Below are 18,964 nucleotides of genomic sequence, written 5' to 3'. Positions count from 1 at the left end.
TTGGGCCTGATGTTTTTCATTTGAGAAAAAATATAGGGTTGTTTGAGAGTTTCAATCGCGATAAAAAAGCTGTTTTTAAAGCATTTAAAGCGGAATATTATTTGATTGTTTGAAGTCAAATATGAGTTTCGGTTTGATTTCAATTAAAATGAAAAAGCGGCGAAAGAAGGATTTCGCCGCTTTTTGCATATTCAAATTGTAATTTAATGTAGTCAATAAAAGCTGTTTTCGCCTTCGGGACGGGTTTTGAAGCGTTTGTGCAGCCAGAAATATTGTTCGGGATGCTCGCGTACCCGCTCTTCGATGAAGTCGTTCATGCGCTGGGTGTCGGCTTCGACATTTTCGGTCGGGAAATTGTCCCAAGCCGGATAGAAGCGCAGGGTTACGGTATTGTCGGCTTCACGCGTGGGGATGGCGGGAATGATTTTGGCTTTGGTCATGCCGGCAATACGGCTGAGGCCGGTAATCGTGGCCGTCTGAATGCCGAAGAAATTGACGAAAATGGAATCGTTGCGGCCGAAGTCTTGGTCGGGCAGATAAAGAAAGGGCGCATCGCTTTTGCGCAGGTGTTTGATGATGGCGCGCAGGCCTTCTGTGCGGCCGATCAGGAAAACATTGTTGTAGCGGTGGCGGCCTTTCAGGATTTGCTCGTCCAGGGCTTTGTTTTTTTGGTGCGAATACATGCTGGTCAGCGGTACATCCTGATTGAGCGTGTAAACCGCCATTTCAAATGCGGTAAAGTGCGGATAGAGGATGATGACTTTTTCGCCGGCGGCGAGGGCTTCGTCAAGATGGTGTTTGTCTTGATAGCGTACCAACGAGCGCAGCTTGTCCGCAGGCGCGTACCAGTAAAGGCCGTATTCGAGCATCAGTTTGGCCATGTGTTGGAAATGGCGTTTGAGCAGGGCAGTGCGCTGGCTGTCGTTCAGCTCGGGAAAGCATTTTTTGAGGTTGACCTCACCGACTTTGCGGCGCGGTTTGACTGCGTAATAGGCGAGAATGCCGATCGCGTCGGCAATCTTGTGCAACACGCAAAAAGGCAGCAGGCGGATGAGGTAGAGAAAAAGGAAGGCGGCTTTCATGCAGGCTCGCTGTATGTGGGCAAAGGGCTATTATAACCGAAAGGCCGTCTGAAAACGGGCTGGAACATCAGACGGCCTGAATGTCGGCTTACCATTGGAAACGGCCGCGTTTGACCTGTAGGCCGTCGGGATTGAGTTGAGAAGCCAATCCGTGATTGCGCAGGGCATGGGTGAGGGCAACGGCGAGTCCGTCGGCGGCATCGGCTTGAGGCGTGCCTGAAAGTGCGAGCATTTGGACAACCATATGCTGCACCTGCTCTTTGGCGGCCTTGCCCTTGCCGACCACAGCCTGCTTGACTTGAAGCGCGGTGTATTCAAATACGGGCAAATCGTGCATAACCAAAGCGGCAATCGCTGCACCGCGCGCCTGACCGAGCATTAACGTCGCGGCCGGATTGACGTTGACGAAGACTTGCTCGATGGCCGCTTGATGCGGCTGATAGTGGCGGATGATTTCGTCAATATGGCGGACAATCACGGCGATGCGTTCGGAAAGTGACGCGCCGGTCGGCGTTTTGATACAGCCGGAAGCAACATAATGATGCTCGCGGCCGTGGACATCAATTACGCCGAAGCCGGTCACGCGGCTGCCGGGGTCGATGCCGAGAATGCGTGTGGGTTGGAACTGGGACATAGTGCGTGTTTAAAGTAATCGGTGTTTTAGGGCGGGCAGGCGCGTGCGCACGCTTTGCAGGCGCGCGGTATCCAAATCGGCACAAATCACGCCTTCGCCTTCCGGCAACGTCGCCAATACATCGCCCCAAGGGTCGATAATCATACTGTGGCCGAATGTGCGGCGGCCGCTTTCATGCAGTCCGCCTTGTGCCGATGCAATGACGTAGCATTGGTTTTCCACCGCACGGGCGCGAAGCAGCAATTCCCAATGCGCCTTGCCGGTCGTGTAGGTAAACGCGGCCGGCAACAGCAAAACATCAAACGGCTGCTGGGCGCGGAAAAACTCAGGAAAGCGCAAATCGTAGCAGACGCCGGCCGCCAGCGGAACATCGTCCACGCTTAACTTCGGCACATCGCTTCCTGCCAGTATCGTATCGGCTTCAGCGTAGCGTTCGCTCAAACCGGAAAAGCCGAAAAGATGCATTTTGTGGTAAAGCCCGATTCGGTTGCCGTCGCGGTCATACACCAGCATCGTGTTCATCACCTTGCCAGCGTCTGGGCTTTGCAACGGAACCGTACCGCCAAACAACACCACGCCGCATTCCCTTGCCGTTTCGTTTAAGGCCGTCTGAAAACGGGGATGGCAGGTTTCACCAACGCGTCCATCGTCCAAAGGCTCGGCAAATGCCAGCTTGTCCGTATCGTTTTTACCCATCAGCGGCCAATATTCGGGCAGCAACACCCAATCCGCCCCTTGTTCGGCCGCCTTGCGGACAAGTCGCCTCATGGTGGCAATATTGGTTTCTGGGTCGGTGGACGACACCATTTGCACAGCGGCGGCGCGTAAAGAGCGCATCATCAAAACTCCTGTCAGATTTTGCAAGAATTGTAACTTGTTTACGCACAAGGCCGATACAATCGTCACACAATTCCTCTCCAAAAAAGGATAAACCATGAACTTGAAACTTCTCCTCACTGCCGCACTTTCCACCACCGCATTCGCTGCACATGCCGACGTACAGCTTTACGGCAGCATCAAAAGCGGCATCGAAACCTCGCAAACCCGTTTCGGCGGCCAAACATATAGCCGAACCGCCGTTGCCGACCAAGGCAGCCACATCGGTTTGCGCGGCTCGCATCCAATTGGCGGCGGAACGAATTTTATTTGGGAAGTCGAACAAGACACACCGGTCGGCAAAAGCGGCTCCATCCGTCAAGACTGGCGCGAACGCCGAGATAATTTTGGCCGTTAAAGGAAAGATTGAATAGTAAAGGCCGTCTGAAAGATTTTCAGGCGGCCTGTTTTTTATAGTGAGGCCGATTGATTTAAAGAATACGCTTAAAGAGTGGTAATCAATAATATCTTAATATTTTCAAAATTTAACGGTTTTGTATAACTTATTGATTAAGTGGGAGATTAATAAGATATTGGTTGATTGATTAAAAAATCAGCATTATCTTTGCTTGAAAATTAATAAATTATCAAGTAAGGTTAAATGCAAGCGGTTTTATCCGTGAGTTAAATACTAATCAATAAGATAGGATGGTATAACCATGAATGAAGATATTATCAAAGGAAAATGGGAGCAACTTAAAGGTAAAGCCAAAGAAAAATGGGGCGAGTTGACAAACGACGATTTGGACATCATCGAAGGCAAGCGCGATCAGTTGGCCGGTAAGCTCCAAGAGCGTTACGGTCGTACTAAAGATGAAGTTGAAAAAGAAATTGATGATTGGTTGAACAACTAAGACCGTTGAATTTCACAATAAACGGTCGTCTCTCCCTCGACCGTTTTTATATTAAATCGAAAGGAAAAAATCATGCTTCATTATTCGATCGTTTTCTTTATCATCGCTATTATTGCAGCTGTATTAGGTTTCGGTGGTATTGCAGGTAGTGCGGCAGGCATAGCCAAAATTTTATTTGCCGGTTTCTTGATCTTGTCGGTGATATCACTGATTTTTGGCAGGAAGAAATAATACCTGTAGACCAATAAGGTTGTATCAAGCCACCATTCCGTCAAATAGGCCGTCTGAAAAATCAGGATAACTGGTTTTCAGACGGCCTTTGTTCTTATAATAGCGGTTTATTTTTTTACACACTCAGCAACGGAGTTTCCATGCAGTTTTCAGCATTCGGCGAAAAATTCACACAACACAGCGGTATTTTGCAGTTGATGGACGATTTGGGCGACGCGCTCAAAAGCGATAAGCCCGTCAATATGCTTGGCGGCGGCAATCCGGCGAAGATTGCTGAAGTCAATGCGGTGTTCGCCGATGTGTTTTCTAAACTGGCAGCGGAACACGCTGTTGAGAATATCGGTAATTATTCCAATCCGCAGGGCGATGCGGCGCTGATTGCGGCTTTGACGGAGTTTCTCAACCGCGAATACGGCTGGAACCTGACGGCGGACAATATCGCGTTGACCAATGGTTCGCAAAACGCGTTTTTCTATTTGTTCAACCTGTTCGGCGGCAAATTCAATTTTTCAGACGGCCAAACGGCTGAGAAAGCCATTTTGTTGCCGCTTGCGCCTGAATATATCGGTTATGCCGACGTGCATGTCGAAGGGCAGCATTTTATTTCGGTAAAACCGAGAATCGAAAATGTCGAACACGAAGGTGAAGCGGGCTTTTTTAAATACCGCGTTGACTTTGACGCGCTGGAGGGTCTGCCTGAATTGAAAGAGGGCAAAATCGGTGCGATTTGCTGTTCGCGCCCGACTAATCCGACCGGCAATGTGTTGACCGACGGCGAGATGGCGCGTTTGGACGCTTTGGCCCAGGAACATGGGATTCCATTGATTATTGACAACGCTTACGGCATGCCGTTTCCAAATATTATTTACAGCGATGTGACGCTCAACTGGCACGAAAACATCATCCTCTGCTTCAGCCTGTCTAAAATCGGCCTGCCCGGCGTGCGTACCGGCATTATTGTCGCCGCGCCGGAAGTGGTCAAAGCCGTCAGCAGTTTGAATGCGATTGTGAACCTGTCGCCAACCCGTTTCGGCGCGGCGATTGCGGCTCCGCTGTTGAACGACGGCCGTCTGAAACAGCTGGCCGATGAAGTGATTCAGCCGTTTTACCGTCAGCAGGCGCAAACGGCGGTTGCCCTGCTCAAGCGCGAATTGGGCGCGTATCCGTTGAAAATCCACAAGCCTGAAGGTGCGATTTTCTTGTGGCTTTGGTTTGAAAACCTGCCTGTTTCGTCGCAAACCTTGTACGAAATGCTCAAGGCTGAAGGTACGCTGATTATTCCAGGCGAGCATTTCTTTGTCGGCATTGATACGCAAGATTATCCGCATGCGCACGAGTGCATCCGTATGAGCATTGCGCAGGACGCGGAAACGCTGAAAAAAGGCATTGCCGCAATCGGTCGTGTGGTGCGCGGTTTGTACGATAAAAAATAAATGCTTTGAATAGGCAAAGGCCGTCTGAAACATGAGCAATCGGGTTTCAGACGGCCTTTTTGTCGGATTTAGATATGGTGGATAACCAGTTTTTTGCCTTCGTAATCGAGGACGTTGACGTCCATATCGAATAGGGTTTTGATGTTTTCGGCGGTGAAAATATCGTTGGGCTTGCCCTGCATGGCGACTTGGCCGTTTTTCATGGCGACGACGTAATCGGCGTAGGCGGCGGCCTGGTTGATGTCGTGCAGGACGACGACGGTGGTGCGTTTGTGTTCGTCGGTCAGCCGGCGCAGGATCTGCATGAGGGAGCGGGCATGATACATGTCGAGGTTGTTCAGCGGCTCGTCCAGCAAAACGTAGTCGGTGCGCTGACAGAACACCATGGCAATCATGGCGCGCTGGCGTTGGCCGCCGGAAAGCTCGGTCAGGTAACGGTCGGCAAAGTCTTGCAGGTGGAACTCGGCGAGCGCTTCTTCGACGATGGTTTTGTCATTTTCAGACGGCCTGCCTTGGTGGTAGGGATAGCGGCCGAACATGAGCAGGTCGCGCACGGTAATGCGGCTCATGATGCTGTTTTCTTGGGTGAGGATGGAGAGCGTGCGGGCGAGTTCGGCGGTGGGGGTGGTTTTGATGTCTTTGCCTGCGTAGCTGATGTTGCCGTATACCAAGGGCTGCAGGCGCGCCATAAAGGAGAGGAGTGTGGACTTGCCTGCGCCGTTCGGGCCGATCAGCGCGGTAATGCCGCCTTCGGGAATGTCGAGGCTGACGTCGTTGAGGATGGGGTTGCTGCCGATGGTGTGGCTGACGTTGCGGATGGTAATCATAGGCGGATCCAAGTGGAAATTTGAGTTTCAGACGGCCTTTCAGCGTGAGGCCGTCTGAATTTTATTCCTGTATGGTGTGGTTAGATTTCGCTGACGGTAACAAATTCGGGATTGTCGGCTTGGTCGATCAGGAAGGCGCGGACGCGTTCTTGCCAAAGCTCGCCGAATTGTTTGAGTTCGTCGGCACTTGCGCTGCCGCTGACGGCTTTGGGCATGATGTCGCGCATTTGCGGCGCAAAGGGTTGGAGCGCGGCATTGAGGCTGACGGCAACGGTTTTGCCGGTATCGCGGCGGCGGAGCGCGAGTGTGCCGTTGATTTCGCCTGTACCAAAGGACAAGAGGTGGCGGCGGGCAAAGCGTCCGGCTGGGCCTACGCCGCCAAAGCCGGTTTCGGGTGCCGCGCCGGTAAGGAGTTGGACGACGGAAGCGGTAACGCCGGTCGTGCCTTCGTCACGCTCGCCCTGCATAAAGGCTTCGATGTCGCCGCGTTGCGGCAGCTCTGCGCCGTAAAGGGCTTTCAGGCCTTTGACCACCATCAGGTAGGCACCGGCGACAGTCGGGCAGGAGTGGCCGCACAGGCGCACGGCATCGGCGTAGCGGTAAGTGAAGATGCCGTTTTCGGCTGCGCCGAGGAAGTCGGCCAATGCGTCTTGGACGGTAATGGTCGGGGCTTCATCGAAGAATGAAGGAAGGCGTTCTTGTGTCATGAGGGTTGTCCTTTATGGGTTTGCTTAGGCCGTCTGAAGGTTTCAGACGGCCTGAGTTTATTTTTGCGAGCGTTTGGGCACGTTTAATTTATTTCTTTTTCAACACCAAATATAAAAATACCAATCCGCCTGCAAATTCGACGACCACGCTCAATACAGCCTGCATGCCGAGGAAGTGTTCGAAGATGGTTTGCCCGCCGACCAATAGGATGCCGCCGACACAAAAAGTCATGGGCAGGCGGACGGAATGTTTGACCGACGGGGAAAAATGGTTGGCCAGCGCGGCAACCAGCAGGCCGAAAAAGCTTACTGGGCCGACAACGGCGGTGGCGGTCGCAACCAGCGCGGCGATCCACAACAGCAGCCATAAGGTATTGCGCGTGTAGTTGATGCCCAAATTGATGGCCTGATTGCGGCCGAGCAGGTAAACATCGAGGCGGTGGCGTTCGCGCCAGATCACGGCGGCGCTGATGAGCAACACGACTGCGCCGATACCCAACAATTCCGAGTGGACAGTATTGAAGGTGGCAAACATATTCGCCTGCGCGGCGGTAAATTCTTCGGGGTCAATCATGCGCGAAAGCAGCGACGACAGGCTGCGGAACAAAATCCCGAAAATCACGCCGATTAAAATCATGCGCGACAAATCGCGTCCGCCCTGTTTGATGAGCGTGTAGAACAGCAGCAGCGAGCCGCCCATCATGACGACCAGTTCAAAGCCGAATTTGCCCGTCAACGGCAGGGAAGCATAGCCCACGCCGCCGAGCGTAAACACCAGCAATGTCTGCAAAAACACATACAGCGAATCGAAACCCAAAATCGAAGGGGTCAGAATTGGATTGTTGGTCAGCGTTTGGAAGAGTTGCGTGGATACGCCGACCGCATAGGCGACCATCAGCAGCGCGGTAAGCTTGGTCAGGCGCAGGTGCAAGACAAAGTCCCAATCGCCTTTGACGTTGAGCGTCATAAACAGGACGCAGGAAACCAGCAACAGCGCAAAGGCGACCCACAACGGACGGCTGCTTCCTGCCATAAAACCGATATTTTTTTCAGACGGCATGAGCAGGTTTCCTTAATAAAAGCCACAAAAACAAAGCCGTCCCCATTACGCCAAAAACCGTAGAGACCGGAATTTCAAACGGAAACACAATCACGCGTCCGACAATATCGCACAGCAACACCAAAGACGCGCCCAGCAAGGCCACCGCAGGCAGGCTTTGACGCAGTTTGTCGCCCATCAGGCGGCTGATGATGTTCGGCACGACCAAGCCGATAAACGGAATATTGCCGACCGTCACGACCACCAAAGACGTAATCAGCGCCACAATAATCAGCCCCGACCATAGAATCGCCGTCCGGTTCAGCCCCAAGTTCACGCTTACCGTTTCGCCCAAACCCAAAATCGTCAGCTGGTCGGCAATCAAATAGGCAAACAAAGCCAAAATCCCCGTTGCCCACAACAATTCATACCGCCCGAGCAACACGCCGGAAAAATCGCCCTGTTGCCACACGCCGAGCATTTGCAGCATTTCGTTTTCATACGCGATAAAGGTGGCCACCGCCTCAATCACACCGCCGAAAATAATCCCGACCAAAGGCACCATCAGTTGCGCGGTCGGCGGCAGGCGGCGGATCAGCAACATAAAGACCAACATCCCGATCAGCGCGGCAACGGCGGCAACCGACATTTTTGCCAACAGCGGCGCAGCCGGAAGCAGCAGTGTCATCAGCAGCAAACCCAAAGCCGCGCTTTGGCTTGCGCCCACCATCGACGGTTCGACAAAACGGTTGCGCATCAAAATCTGCATAATCATACCGGCCACCGCCATCGACGCACCCGTCAGCACAATCGCAAACGTACGCGGCAGGCGGCTGATGAACATGACCTGTTGACTGTCGGATAGCGAAAACAGGGCGGACCATTTGAATTCGGCCACGCCGACCGACAGGCTGACGGCAAACAATATCAGCAGCGCCACACCGTTGACCGCATTTAAAAATGAAGGTTTGTGAAACATAAAATGGTTCGGAAAAAATAAGGCCGTCTGAAAGAAGGGTTAAGGTATTTGGCAAAAAAGGCAGGTTTGCCCATCATAAAAACAGATGCAAACAGGCAAAAATTGTCCATTTGCACCATGTATTTTCAGACGGCCTAAATCCAATGACTTCAGATCAAGCAACTTGACCATGTGAGTCATCAAATCCTTCAGGCCGTCTGAAAGAAACGGGCGGCTATGCCCGCGCCGAATTACTTGGCGGCATTAAACGCATCGCTTACCTGTTTGGAAGCATTCAGCAATTCTTGCGCGCCGCCGGCCGCCAAATAAGTTTCAGGAACAAGGTAAACCACCTGTCCTTTTTTCCATGCAGTTGTTTCGGCAACCAAAGGATTGTCCAAAACATCTTTCGCAGCCTGACCTTCTTCACCGATGGCCGCGCCGCGGTCCAAAACAAACAGCCAATCAGGGTTTTTCTCTTTCAGGTATTCAAAGCTGATAGGCTGGCCGTGGCTGCCTTCTTTAATCGATTCATCAACAGCGGGAACGCCGATGTCTTTATGCAACCAACCGCCCAAACGTGAGGAAGGGCCGAAAGCCGACATCTTGCCGCCGTTGACCAAAATCACCAAACCCTTGCCTTTGCCTTGCGCAGCAGTTTTTGCCGCTTCAAACGAAGCATCGATTTCCGCTTTCAGCTTGTCCGCTTCGGCCTGTTTGCCGAAGATTTGACCCAGTGCGTCGATGCGCTCTTTTGAGCTTTCTTTCAGATTGGCGGTTTCGGCGGTCATCTCGATGGTCGGTGCGATCTCGTTCAACTTGTCAAACGCTTTGGCTGCACGGCTGCCGATGATGATGAGCTGCGGTTTGTAAGCGTTGAGTGCTTCGTAGTCAGGCTCAAACAGCGTGCCGGCAGGTTTCGTGGATTTGAAATATTCGTCTAAATAAGGCAGCTGGTTTTTATCGACGGACAAACCGGTTTTCACGCCCAGTTTGTTTAAAGTGTCGAGCATGCCCAAATCGTAAACGGCGATACGCTCCGGATTTTGCGGCACTGTTGCCTCACCGCGCGTGGTTTTCACCGTCAGGCTTGCGCCTTCGGTTTGGGCGGCAGAAGCGGAAGCAGTTTGCGCCTGATTGGAAGCAGAATCTTTTGGTGAACACGCACCCAAAGCGAGGGTGCAGCATACGGCTAAAGCGGTCAAACGTAACATAGGGTTTCTCCGTAGTCGGAAATAAAGTAAATCGAAATGATAACTTGTATCGGATTATAAAGCTAGATGCCGTCTGAAAACTTTTGTTTTCAGACGGCTTTTTCAAGCTGATTGCTTAGAAGCGGTAGTTCACGCCCAAGCGTACATCACGTCCGGTACCTGGTAGGGTATTGGTCCAGCGTTGGCTGTGCGGATAGTAGAACTTGTTAAACACGTTGTTGACTGAAAGATTGACATTGAGCGTGTCTTTGCCCAGCGGTTTCCAGTTGGCGAAGACATCGTTCACACCGAAACCTTGGCGTACAACGTTTTCCAGTTTGCCGTCGCGACCTTTTTGACCTGCCACCAATATCGAACCCACGGCTTTTTGAACATAGCGTCCGCGCCAGCCGATTTCCAGATTCGGATTTTGGAAGCGGTAGGCAAGGGAGGCCGTCCAAGTGCGGCCGGTTTGTGCGCCAAACTCGGGGTTCGCGCTTAACAATTTATCTTTGTGCGTATCGTAAAAACGCGGTTTGCTGTGGCTTACGCCGACTTTGGCAGTCAGGCCGCCTGTACGGTAGGACGCGCCTAATTCGTAACCGTGGTTTTTGACGTAGCCGGCGTTGACGGCTTCACGGATGGCGACAGAGTCGTGGCGGTTTTGCGGATTGGCAAGCGCGTCTTTGATGGTCTGCCAGAAGTAGCTGCCGTTTGCGGCAAACGTGCCGTCGTTGTAGTTGAAGCCGATTTCGGTATTGCGCGCGCGTTCAGCTTTAGTGCCGTCGGCAATCGAGATGATGCCGCGTTTGCCGTGGGTTTGCAGCGCGTCATACAGGCGCGGGCTGCGGCTGGCGTAGTTGTGGCTTACGCTGAAGCTCAAGTTTTCGACAGGTTGGTAAATTACGCCCAGACTCGGGTTGACTTTGCCGTCTGAAACCGATTTGCCGTCATGGGTTTTGATATCGAAATGGTCGTAACGCAGACCGCCGGTCAGGGTAACATCGCCGATATCTTGGATGGCTTCGACATACACGCCGTAATCGGTTTTGGTCGGGTTGGTCAGGCTGTATCCGCGTACCAGACTTTGCAGGGCGGCATTGGTGCTGGTGTATTGCGAATTCAGGAAGGTATGAGGTTTGATTTCCTGATGGCGGTAGTTGACACCGTATTTCAACAGGGTTTTTTCGGCAAGGCGGCTGTCGAAGTTGATATTCGCACCTTTGGTGGTGATTTTGGTTGTGGTCGGACCTGCCACATTGCCTGCGTAACCGCTGCCGCTGTCATCGGCGGAATAGCGTTCGTTTTCCAACACATAGGCGTTGGCGTTCAGTTTTTCGACAAAGCCCAGGTTTTTACCCGTGTACTCCAAGTTGGTGTTGGATTGGGTAGTTTCACGGTATGAGGGTTTCTGCCTGTCTTTTGCAGGGTTGGACTCGAAGATTGTAAATTCTTCACGCACAGTACGGATGCCCCGGTGCTGGTCTTTCATGTGGCTCAACACGATGCGGTGGTCGCCGTCGCCGAAGGTTGTTCCGATTTTGGCCAGGTAGCTGCGTTTGTCCAGTGCGCTGTAAGGTACGGTTTTGCCGCCGTTGGGACTTTTGTAGCCTTTACCTGCTTCGTAATCTTTTTCATCGTTGCGGTTGTAAGAGAATAAGCCGTCGAAGTTGCCGGCTTTTCCGAACACGCTGGCGCCGTAGTTTACGCCGTCATTGCTGGCATAGCCGCTGCTGAGGCGCACGCCCCAGTTTTTGTCCAAACCTTTTAGCAAGTCTTCGGCATCGACTGTTTTAGTAATAATCGCGCCGTTGGTCGCACCAATACCGGCAGATGCCGAGCCCGCGCCTTTCTGTACGGAGACGATTTTGACCAGCGCAGGGTCGATGATGAAACGGCCTTGGTGATACAGTATTTGGCTGTCGGAATAGGCGTTGTCCACCTTGATGTCGACAGAGTTCTGACCCATGCCGCGCAAGGTCATGTGTTGGGATGTGCCGTTACCGCCGCCGAAATCGATGGCAGGTTCTTCTTTTAATAATTCGCGCAAATCGGTTGATGTGCTTTCGTCTTTTTGACGAAGGGTGACGATATTGGTTTTGATTTTGCTGCCTTGGCGGTCACCTTTAACGGTAACGGTATCAAGCACAACATTGTCTTTGGCTTCATTTTCTGCGTGTGCAAAACCGGCCGCCAGTGTCAGTGACAGCAGGCTCAGTCGAAACAGGGGCGTATTCATTGAGAAATGTCCTTAATAAAATGACAGTAATAAAAAATAAAAGCAAATAAAGAGAAATTATCTTTAAAATATGCAATTAAGAATAATCATCATTTATAATAATGCATTAAAAAGAAATAGTTGTAAAGAGTTATGTTGCATTTGTAAAGAAATTGTGTTGTTTTTAAACGAATTTTGCAGTTTGTATGTCAGGCCGTCTGAAAAATAAGTGATCGGGCATTTTTGCGTATGAAAATATTTGGAAAAACTGCATAGAATTTTTTACTTTTTCCCTTGAATTTGTCGCAAACAACCCAAATCTACCCGCCATTACGGCAGGCTTTCTACTAAGTGTGCCGCTATTTTCAAGCAAACCGTGTCTGTCATGTCTGACAGACAATTGTTTTCAATCTATTTATTTATCGGAGCATTAAGACATGACCATCCGCCCTTTACACGACCGCGTAGTCGTCAAACGCTTAGAAGCTGAAGAAAAAACCGCCTCCGGCATCGTTTTGCCGGGCGCAGCCGCTGAAAAACCCGACATGGGCGAAGTGATCGCCGTAGGTGCGGGCAAAATCGGCAAAGACGGCGAACGCCGTCCGCTGGATGTCAAAGTCGGCGACAAAGTCATTTTCGGCAAATACAGCGGTCAAACCGTTAAAGCCGGCGGCGAAGAGCTGTTGGTAATGCGTGAAGAAGACATCTTCGGTATCGTTGAATAATTGTTGAATTAAGTTTCAGAACCAAAGGCCGTCTGAATCAAACATGAAGTTTTCAGACGGCCTCAAACAGATTTTTAATATTGATTTGGAGAATTTAAATGGCAGCAAAAGACGTACAATTCGGCAATGAAGTTCGCCAAAAAATGGTAAACGGCGTCAATGTATTGGCAAACGCCGTACGCGTAACTTTGGGCCCTAAAGGCCGTAACGTGGTGCTCGACCGCGCTTTCGGCGGCCCGCACATCACTAAAGACGGTGTGTCTGTTGCAAAAGAAATCGAATTGAAAGACAAATTCGAAAACATGGGCGCGCAAATGGTGAAAGAAGTTGCGTCTAAAACCAACGACGTGGCCGGCGACGGTACCACTACTGCAACCGTATTGGCGCAATCCATCGTTGCCGAAGGCATGAAATACGTGACCGCCGGCATGAACCCGACCGACCTGAAACGCGGTATCGACAAAGCCGTTGCCGCTTTGGTTGACGAGCTGAAAAACATCGCCAAACCTTGCGACACTTCTAAAGAAATCGCCCAAGTCGGCTCGATTTCCGCCAACTCTGACGAACAAGTCGGCGCAATTATCGCCGAAGCGATGGAAAAAGTCGGCAAAGAAGGCGTGATTACCGTTGAAGACGGCAAATCTTTGGAAAACGAGCTGGACGTGGTTGAAGGTATGCAGTTCGACCGCGGCTACCTGTCTCCTTACTTCATCAACGACGCGGAAAAACAAATCGCCGCGCTGGACAATCCGTTTGTATTGTTGTTCGACAAAAAAATCAGCAACATCCGCGACTTGTTGCCTGTTTTGGAACAAGTGGCCAAAGCCAGCCGTCCGCTGTTGATTATCGCTGAAGACGTAGAAGGCGAAGCCTTGGCGACTTTGGTGGTGAACAACATCCGTGGCATCCTGAAAACCGTTGCCGTTAAAGCCCCTGGCTTCGGCGACCGCCGCAAAGCCATGTTGCAAGACATCGCCATCCTGACCGGCGGCGTGGTGATTTCCGAAGAAGTCGGCTTGTCTCTGGAAAAAGCGACTTTGGACGACTTGGGTCAAGCCAAACGCATCGAAATCGGTAAAGAAAACACCACCATCATCGACGGCTTCGGCGACGCAGCCCAAATCGAAGCGCGTGTTGCCGAAATCCGCCAACAAATCGAAACCGCAACCAGCGAATACGACAAAGAAAAACTGCAAGAGCGCGTGGCTAAATTGGCCGGCGGTGTAGCCGTGATCAAAGTTGGTGCCGCTACCGAAGTTGAAATGAAAGAGAAAAAAGACCGCGTGGAAGACGCGCTGCACGCTACCCGCGCAGCCGTTGAAGAAGGCGTGGTTGCAGGCGGCGGCGTAGCCCTGTTGCGTGCCCGTGCCGCTTTGGAAAACCTGCACACCGGCAATGCCGACCAAGACGCAGGCGTACAAATCGTATTGCGCGCCGTTGAGTCTCCTCTGCGCCAAATCGTTGCCAACGCAGGCGGCGAGCCTAGCGTAGTCGTAAACAAAGTGCTGGAAGGCAAAGGCAACTACGGTTACAACGCAGGCTCCGGCGAATACGGCGATATGATCGAAATGGGCGTACTCGACCCTGCCAAAGTAACCCGTTCTGCGCTGCAACACGCTGCATCTATCGCCGGCCTGATGCTGACTACAGACTGCATGATCGCTGAAATCCCTGAAGAAAAACCTGCTATGCCTGATATGGGCGGCATGGGTGGTATGGGCGGCATGATGTAAGGCCATCTGAAACCTGTCAGATAAAAAGCAAAACCGCACGGTAATCAGCCGTGCGGTTTTTATTTGCCAGTGGGAAGCGTGAGAGGGTGCATGAGGAGTTGTAGAGAAAGGGTAGCCAGTTCCATTGAATCAGAAGCAATCAAATAAACTTCATCATCAAAAAAGGCCGTCTGAAACTTTATTTTGCGTTTCAGACGACCTTCTTAATGATCTAAACCGTTACTTTTTGCTCGAACGGCTGTATCGGACAGCTTGAGACAAGATTTCTTCAATTTCTATCCACATAATGCCTCCTTACAGTAAACCAGGTTGACCTAAAGCCGGATCGTTGGCTCGTGCCGCTTGAGCATCTTCGACAGTCAGTCCAAGGGCTTTGGCTACGCCTTCGCCGTATGCCGGATCGCAACGGTAGCAGTTGCGGATATGGCGGTATTTGATGAAGTCTGGTGCATCGCCCATGGCTGCGGCGGTGTTGTTGAACAAAGCCTGTTTTTGTGCGTCGTTCATCAGGTTAAACAAGGCGCGCGGTTGGCTGAAATAGTCGTCATCGTCTTGGCGGTAGTCCCAGTGCGCCGCGTCGCCGTTGATTTTCAAAGGGGGCTCGGCGAAGTCGGGTTGTTGCTGCCATTGGCCGAAGCTGTTGGGTTCGTAGTGCGGCAGGCTACCGTAGTTGCCGTCGGCGCGGCCTTGTCCGTCGCGCTGGTTGCTGTGAACAGGGCAACGTGGGCGGTTGACAGGAATTTGGCGGAAGTTTACGCCCAAACGGTAGCGTTGCGCGTCGGCGTAATTGAACAAACGGGCTTGCAGCATTTTGTCGGGGCTGGCGCCGATGCCGGGCACAAGGTTGCTCGGTGCGAAGGCGGATTGTTCCACATCGGCGAAGAAGTTTTCAGGATTGCGGTTCAACTCGAATTCGCCCACTTCAATCAGCGGATAGTCTTTTTTCGGCCAAACTTTGGTCAGGTCGAAAGGATGATACGGCACTTTTTCCGCATCGGCTTCAGGCATGACTTGGATGTACATCGTCCATTTCGGAAACTCGCCGCGTTCGATGGCTTCGTACAAGTCGCGTTGGTGGCTTTCGCGGTCGTCTCCGATGATTTTCGCAGCTTCTTTGTCGGTCAGGTTTTTAATACCTTGCTGGGTGCGGAAATGGAATTTCACCCAAAAACGCTCGCCCGCTTCGTTCCAGAAGCTGTAAGTATGCGAACCGAAGCCGTGCATATGGCGGTAACTGGCGGGAATGCCGCGGTCGCTCATGACGATGGTAACTTGGTGCAGGGCTTCGGGCAGCAGCGTCCAGAAGTCCCAGTTGTTTGTGGCAGAACGCATATTGGTGCGCGGGTCTCGTTTGACGGCCTTGTTCAGGTCGGGGAATTTACGCGGGTCGCGCAGGAAGAACACAGGCGTGTTGTTGCCGACCATGTCCCAGTTGCCTTCTTCGGTATAGAACTTCAACGCAAAGCCGCGGATGTCGCGTTCCGCATCGGCAGCGCCGCGCTCGCCCGCCACGGTGGTGAAACGGGCAAACATTTCGGTTGTCTTGCCGACTTCGCTGAAGATTTTGGCGCGGGTGTATTCCGTGATGTCGTGCGTCACGGTAAACGTACCGAATGCGCCCGAACCTTTGGCGTGCATACGGCGTTCGGGGATGACTTCGCGCACGAAGTCGGCAAGTTTTTCATTCAGCCACAAATCCTGCGCCAGCAGAGGGCCGCGTGGGCCTGCGGTCAGGCTGTTTTGATTGTCGGCAACAGGTGCGCCGTTGTTCATGGTCAGGTGGGTAACTGGGCATTTGGAGGTAGTCATGATGATTTCCTTTGCAAAATGGTCAGTGGTTTATAAAACGATTTGCCGGAAGGCATATTCGTAGCCGGTTTCTTGATTCTCATAAATTTCTTGTATCGACATTTGTTTTTCCTTTTACTTAAACTATGAAAAGAACTATACAGAAAGGTTTTGACTATTGGAACTATGAAACCGATTTAAAATAGATATAATAAATCAATTATTAAATCTCATTAGTTTTAGCAAATAATTTGATTGTGAAAAAAGGCCGTCTGAAACTTTATTTTGTGTTTCAGACGCCCTTATTTTTAGTCAAAACAAGGGATTATTTATCCAGTTTGGCTTTGCGTTCTTCCAACCAATGTTCCAAGTAGTGGATGCTGACGCCACCTTTTTGGAAGCCTGGGTCGCTGAACAAGTCGCGGTGCAGCGGCGTATTGGTTTTGATGCCGGTAATCGCCAGCTCATCGAGGGCAACACGCATTTTGGCCATGGCCTGGTCGCGGTCTTTACCGACGACGCAGATTTTGCCGATCAGGCTGTCGTAGTAAGGAGGGATGCGGTAGCCTTGGTAGATGTGGCTGTCGACGCGGATGCCGAAGCCGCCGGGCAGGTGGCAGCTTTCAATCAGGCCCGGGCTTGGAATGAAGTTGTATGGATCTTCGGCATTGATACGGCACTCAAACGCGTGACCTTCGACTTGAATGTCTTCCTGTTTGTATTGCAAAGGCAGACCGGATGCGATGCGCAATTGCTCTTGGACGATGTCTACGCCGGTGATGAGCTCGGTAACAGGATGCTCAACCTGAACGCGAGTGTTCATCTCGATAAAGAAGAATTCGCCGTCTTCGTACAGGAATTCAAACGTACCTGCGCCACGATAGCCGATGCGTTTGCAAGCGTCTGCACAGGCTTTGCCGATTTTGGCGCGCTCTTCTTCAGTGATGAACGGAGCCGGTGCTTCTTCGATGACTTTTTGGTGGCGGCGCTGCATGGAGCAGTCGCGCTCGGCGAGGTAGATGGCGTTGCCGTGTTCGTCGGCAATCACTTGGATTTCGACGTGGCGCGGACGTTGCAGGTAGCGCTCCATGTAAACCATCGGGTTGCCGAATGCCGCGCCTGCTTCGGCTTTGGTCATTTCGACAGACTGGAGGAGGTCTTCTTTTTTCTCGACGACGCGCATACCGCGACCGCCGCCACCGCCGGAGGCTTTGATAATGACGGGATAACCGACTTTATCGGCGATTTTAAGGATTTCTTCGCCGTCGTCTGGCAATGCGCCTTCAGAGCCGGGAACGCAAGGCACGCCGGCTTCGATCATGGCGTGTTTGGCGGATACTTTGTCGCCCATCAGACGGATGGTGTCGGCTTTAGGGCCGATGAAGACAAAGCCGGATTGTTCGACTTGTTCGGCAAAATTGGCGTTTTCGGCGAGGAAACCGTAGCCCGGGTGGATGCCGTCGGCTTCGGTTACTTCGGCAGCAGCAATGAGGGCGGGAATGTTGAGGTAGCTTTGTGCGGATGCGGCAGGGCCGATGCACACGGATTCGTCGGCGAGTTTGACGTGCAGGCTGTCTTTGTCGGCTTCGGAATGGACGGCGACGGTGGCGATGCCCATTTCACGGCAGGCACGCAGGACGCGCAGGGCGATTTCGCCCCGGTTGGCGATCAATACTTTTTTCAGCATGATAATCTTTCCGGATGGTTCAGACGGCCTATTGGCGGCCGCCTAATGCGTTGCGGATTTTCTGGTCGGTTTTGTATTGGCTCAAAGCGTAAACCGACCACATGGCTGCCGGTATCCAGCCAACCAGCGTACATTGCAGAATCAGACAGATGATGCCTGCAAACGGACGGCCGATGGTGAAAAACTGCAGCCATGGCAAGAAAATAGCCAAAATCAGACGCATGGTTTGTCCTTAATGAACAGAAAAAGGAATTTCAGACGGCCTTAAAGATAAAGGCCGTCTGAAAAAACGGATTATTCAATGATGAAGAGCGGCTCGCCGTATTCGACCGGAGTACCGTTTTCAACCAGAATTTCTTTAACGACACCGGATTTCTCGGCTTCGATTTCGTTCATCAGCTTCATGGCTTCGATGATGCACAAAGTATCGCCGGCTTTTACTTGTTTACCTACTTCGACGAAAGCGGCGGCGTTCGGGCCGGGGGCGCGGTAGAACGTACCGACCATAGGCGATTTCTGCGCGTTGGACAAATCGCGAGCGGCAGGGGCGGCAGCTGGAGCGGCTGCGGCCGGAGCAGCGGCAGGGGCGGCAACCGGAGCGGCTGCGGCAGGTGCCGGAGCAGCATAAATAGGAGCTGCGGCGGCAGTGGTGCGCGTAATGCGGACTTTTTCTTCGCCTTCGGTAACTTCAATTTCTGCAATGCCTGATTCTTCGACCAAATCAATCAGTTTTTTTAATTTACGCAAATCCATTGCTTTTCCTTTTTAGCGCGGCATAAAGTGCATATTGGGTATGCGCCGCTGTGGTTTTAGATGATTTCCTGAGACGTCGGAAGGTAGGTTTGCCATCCGGCGTTTAAATAATGTCGGAACAGGGCGGAGCCTGAGAAATGAATCTGGTTATTTTCCCGAACTTGTCGGTAAATGTCCAGTAAAAGATAGAAAAAAGGCGTTTTTCGGCGAAAAAAGAAAGGAACGC

19 protein-coding genes are annotated in these 18,964 nt (G+C 51.9%); 6 read left to right on the top strand and 13 right to left on the bottom strand.

Going from position 1 to position 18,964, the window contains the following annotated elements:
- Positions 1 to 212: 212 nt before the first annotated feature.
- The 3 genes from ACTHR7_RS08330 to ACTHR7_RS08320 form a co-directional block, all read right to left on the bottom strand.
- Positions 213 to 1,097 (bottom strand): lipid A biosynthesis lauroyl acyltransferase, encoded by an 885-nt coding sequence (locus tag ACTHR7_RS08330; RefSeq protein ID WP_440370657.1) that lies wholly within the window; start codon positions 1,095 to 1,097, stop codon positions 213 to 215.
- 73 nt (positions 1,098 to 1,170) lie between these two features.
- Positions 1,171 to 1,716, bottom strand: a complete 546-nt coding sequence (ruvC, locus tag ACTHR7_RS08325; RefSeq protein ID WP_003684216.1) for a crossover junction endodeoxyribonuclease RuvC — start codon at positions 1,714 to 1,716, stop codon at positions 1,171 to 1,173.
- A gap of 9 nt (positions 1,717 to 1,725) precedes the next feature.
- Positions 1,726 to 2,556 carry a carbon-nitrogen hydrolase family protein gene (locus ACTHR7_RS08320; protein ID WP_440370643.1) on the bottom strand — a complete coding sequence of 277 codons (831 nt, stop codon included), beginning with the start codon at positions 2,554 to 2,556 and terminating at the stop codon, positions 1,726 to 1,728.
- A gap of 94 nt (positions 2,557 to 2,650) precedes the next feature.
- Between ACTHR7_RS08320 and ACTHR7_RS08315 the strand changes: the two genes are divergently transcribed.
- From ACTHR7_RS08315 to ACTHR7_RS08300, 4 genes are all read left to right on the top strand, one after another.
- Complete coding sequence (locus ACTHR7_RS08315; protein WP_440370642.1) at positions 2,651 to 2,950, top strand: porin; 300 nt, start codon at positions 2,651 to 2,653, stop codon at positions 2,948 to 2,950.
- Between the two features lie 301 nt (positions 2,951 to 3,251).
- Positions 3,252 to 3,446 carry a CsbD family protein gene (locus ACTHR7_RS08310; RefSeq protein WP_137041495.1) on the top strand — a complete coding sequence of 65 codons (195 nt, stop codon included), beginning with the start codon at positions 3,252 to 3,254 and terminating at the stop codon, positions 3,444 to 3,446.
- A 72-nt stretch (positions 3,447 to 3,518) separates the two neighbouring features.
- Complete coding sequence (locus ACTHR7_RS08305; protein ID WP_039862543.1) at positions 3,519 to 3,677, top strand: DUF1328 domain-containing protein; 159 nt, start codon at positions 3,519 to 3,521, stop codon at positions 3,675 to 3,677.
- A gap of 140 nt (positions 3,678 to 3,817) precedes the next feature.
- Positions 3,818 to 5,110, top strand: coding sequence for a valine--pyruvate transaminase (locus tag ACTHR7_RS08300; protein ID WP_440370641.1), 1,293 nt, complete (start codon positions 3,818 to 3,820; stop codon positions 5,108 to 5,110).
- A gap of 68 nt (positions 5,111 to 5,178) precedes the next feature.
- On the opposite strand, the gene ACTHR7_RS08295 is transcribed toward ACTHR7_RS08300, so the two are convergent.
- The 6 genes from ACTHR7_RS08295 to ACTHR7_RS08270 form a co-directional block, all read right to left on the bottom strand.
- Positions 5,179 to 5,937, bottom strand: coding sequence for an iron ABC transporter ATP-binding protein (locus ACTHR7_RS08295; RefSeq protein WP_107867869.1), 759 nt, complete (start codon positions 5,935 to 5,937; stop codon positions 5,179 to 5,181).
- Positions 5,938 to 6,017: 80 nt separating this feature from the next.
- Positions 6,018 to 6,644 carry an FmdE family protein gene (locus ACTHR7_RS08290; protein ID WP_070647247.1) on the bottom strand — a complete coding sequence of 209 codons (627 nt, stop codon included), beginning with the start codon at positions 6,642 to 6,644 and terminating at the stop codon, positions 6,018 to 6,020.
- Positions 6,645 to 6,732: 88 nt separating this feature from the next.
- Positions 6,733 to 7,704: an iron chelate uptake ABC transporter family permease subunit gene (locus ACTHR7_RS08285; protein WP_440370640.1), complete on the bottom strand. Its 972-nt coding sequence runs from the start codon at positions 7,702 to 7,704 to the stop codon at positions 6,733 to 6,735.
- Positions 7,694 to 8,662 carry an ABC transporter permease gene (locus tag ACTHR7_RS08280; RefSeq protein ID WP_036472618.1) on the bottom strand — a complete coding sequence of 323 codons (969 nt, stop codon included), beginning with the start codon at positions 8,660 to 8,662 and terminating at the stop codon, positions 7,694 to 7,696. The genes ACTHR7_RS08285 and ACTHR7_RS08280 overlap by 11 nt, the downstream gene beginning before the upstream one ends.
- A gap of 230 nt (positions 8,663 to 8,892) precedes the next feature.
- The gene (locus tag ACTHR7_RS08275) at positions 8,893 to 9,855 is read right to left on the bottom strand and encodes a siderophore ABC transporter substrate-binding protein (protein ID WP_107857429.1); all 963 of its coding nucleotides are present in this window, start codon (positions 9,853 to 9,855) and stop codon (positions 8,893 to 8,895) included.
- A 115-nt stretch (positions 9,856 to 9,970) separates the two neighbouring features.
- Positions 9,971 to 12,073: a TonB-dependent siderophore receptor gene (locus ACTHR7_RS08270; RefSeq protein ID WP_070460546.1), complete on the bottom strand. Its 2,103-nt coding sequence runs from the start codon at positions 12,071 to 12,073 to the stop codon at positions 9,971 to 9,973.
- A gap of 416 nt (positions 12,074 to 12,489) precedes the next feature.
- Between ACTHR7_RS08270 and ACTHR7_RS08265 the strand changes: the two genes are divergently transcribed.
- Positions 12,490 to 12,777, top strand: a complete 288-nt coding sequence (locus ACTHR7_RS08265) for a co-chaperone GroES (protein WP_440370639.1) — start codon at positions 12,490 to 12,492, stop codon at positions 12,775 to 12,777.
- Positions 12,778 to 12,875: 98 nt separating this feature from the next.
- Positions 12,876 to 14,510 (top strand): chaperonin GroEL, encoded by a 1,635-nt coding sequence (gene groL / locus ACTHR7_RS08260; protein ID WP_049322649.1) that lies wholly within the window; start codon positions 12,876 to 12,878, stop codon positions 14,508 to 14,510.
- Positions 14,511 to 14,804: 294 nt separating this feature from the next.
- Here groL and katA read toward each other — a convergent pair whose 3' ends face one another.
- The 4 genes from katA to accB form a co-directional block, all read right to left on the bottom strand.
- The gene (katA, locus tag ACTHR7_RS08255; protein ID WP_440370638.1) at positions 14,805 to 16,319 is read right to left on the bottom strand and encodes a catalase KatA; all 1,515 of its coding nucleotides are present in this window, start codon (positions 16,317 to 16,319) and stop codon (positions 14,805 to 14,807) included.
- A gap of 304 nt (positions 16,320 to 16,623) precedes the next feature.
- A complete protein-coding gene (gene accC / locus ACTHR7_RS08250; protein WP_440370637.1) occupies positions 16,624 to 17,985 on the bottom strand; it encodes an acetyl-CoA carboxylase biotin carboxylase subunit in 1,362 nt (453 codons plus the stop codon).
- 28 nt (positions 17,986 to 18,013) lie between these two features.
- Positions 18,014 to 18,208, bottom strand: a complete 195-nt coding sequence (locus tag ACTHR7_RS08245) for a YqaE/Pmp3 family membrane protein (protein ID WP_039862547.1) — start codon at positions 18,206 to 18,208, stop codon at positions 18,014 to 18,016.
- 71 nt (positions 18,209 to 18,279) lie between these two features.
- Complete coding sequence (gene accB, locus ACTHR7_RS08240) at positions 18,280 to 18,738, bottom strand: acetyl-CoA carboxylase biotin carboxyl carrier protein (protein WP_049350800.1); 459 nt, start codon at positions 18,736 to 18,738, stop codon at positions 18,280 to 18,282.
- Positions 18,739 to 18,964 lie beyond the last annotated feature (226 nt).

The sequence above is a fragment of the Neisseria sp. P0007.S010 genome (assembly GCF_051962875.1).
GTDB lineage: Bacteria > Pseudomonadota > Gammaproteobacteria > Burkholderiales > Neisseriaceae > Neisseria > Neisseria subflava_A.
Note: the sequence above shows the minus strand (reverse complement) of the source record. Positions and strands in the feature narration are given on the sequence as shown.

What these genes read in the sequence shown, in the direction of transcription:
- ACTHR7_RS08270 (WP_070460546.1), bottom strand. Translation starts at nt 12,073, where the DNA reads ATGAATACGCCCCTGTTTCGACTGAGCCTGCTGTCACTGACACTGGCG.
- ACTHR7_RS08320 (WP_440370643.1), bottom strand. Translation starts at nt 2,556, where the DNA reads ATGATGCGCTCTTTACGCGCCGCCGCTGTGCAAATGGTGTCGTCCACC.
- accB (WP_049350800.1), bottom strand. Translation starts at nt 18,738, where the DNA reads ATGGATTTGCGTAAATTAAAAAAACTGATTGATTTGGTCGAAGAATCA.
- ACTHR7_RS08290 (WP_070647247.1), bottom strand. Translation starts at nt 6,644, where the DNA reads ATGACACAAGAACGCCTTCCTTCATTCTTCGATGAAGCCCCGACCATT.
- groL (WP_049322649.1), top strand. Translation starts at nt 12,876, where the DNA reads ATGGCAGCAAAAGACGTACAATTCGGCAATGAAGTTCGCCAAAAAATG.
- ACTHR7_RS08280 (WP_036472618.1), bottom strand. Translation starts at nt 8,662, where the DNA reads ATGTTTCACAAACCTTCATTTTTAAATGCGGTCAACGGTGTGGCGCTG.
- ACTHR7_RS08285 (WP_440370640.1), bottom strand. Translation starts at nt 7,704, where the DNA reads ATGCCGTCTGAAAAAAATATCGGTTTTATGGCAGGAAGCAGCCGTCCG.
- ACTHR7_RS08305 (WP_039862543.1), top strand. Translation starts at nt 3,519, where the DNA reads ATGCTTCATTATTCGATCGTTTTCTTTATCATCGCTATTATTGCAGCT.
- ACTHR7_RS08295 (WP_107867869.1), bottom strand. Translation starts at nt 5,937, where the DNA reads ATGATTACCATCCGCAACGTCAGCCACACCATCGGCAGCAACCCCATC.
- ACTHR7_RS08315 (WP_440370642.1), top strand. Translation starts at nt 2,651, where the DNA reads ATGAACTTGAAACTTCTCCTCACTGCCGCACTTTCCACCACCGCATTC.
- ruvC (WP_003684216.1), bottom strand. Translation starts at nt 1,716, where the DNA reads ATGTCCCAGTTCCAACCCACACGCATTCTCGGCATCGACCCCGGCAGC.
- ACTHR7_RS08310 (WP_137041495.1), top strand. Translation starts at nt 3,252, where the DNA reads ATGAATGAAGATATTATCAAAGGAAAATGGGAGCAACTTAAAGGTAAA.
- ACTHR7_RS08300 (WP_440370641.1), top strand. Translation starts at nt 3,818, where the DNA reads ATGCAGTTTTCAGCATTCGGCGAAAAATTCACACAACACAGCGGTATT.
- accC (WP_440370637.1), bottom strand. Translation starts at nt 17,985, where the DNA reads ATGCTGAAAAAAGTATTGATCGCCAACCGGGGCGAAATCGCCCTGCGC.
- ACTHR7_RS08275 (WP_107857429.1), bottom strand. Translation starts at nt 9,855, where the DNA reads ATGTTACGTTTGACCGCTTTAGCCGTATGCTGCACCCTCGCTTTGGGT.
- ACTHR7_RS08265 (WP_440370639.1), top strand. Translation starts at nt 12,490, where the DNA reads ATGACCATCCGCCCTTTACACGACCGCGTAGTCGTCAAACGCTTAGAA.
- ACTHR7_RS08245 (WP_039862547.1), bottom strand. Translation starts at nt 18,208, where the DNA reads ATGCGTCTGATTTTGGCTATTTTCTTGCCATGGCTGCAGTTTTTCACC.
- katA (WP_440370638.1), bottom strand. Translation starts at nt 16,319, where the DNA reads ATGACTACCTCCAAATGCCCAGTTACCCACCTGACCATGAACAACGGC.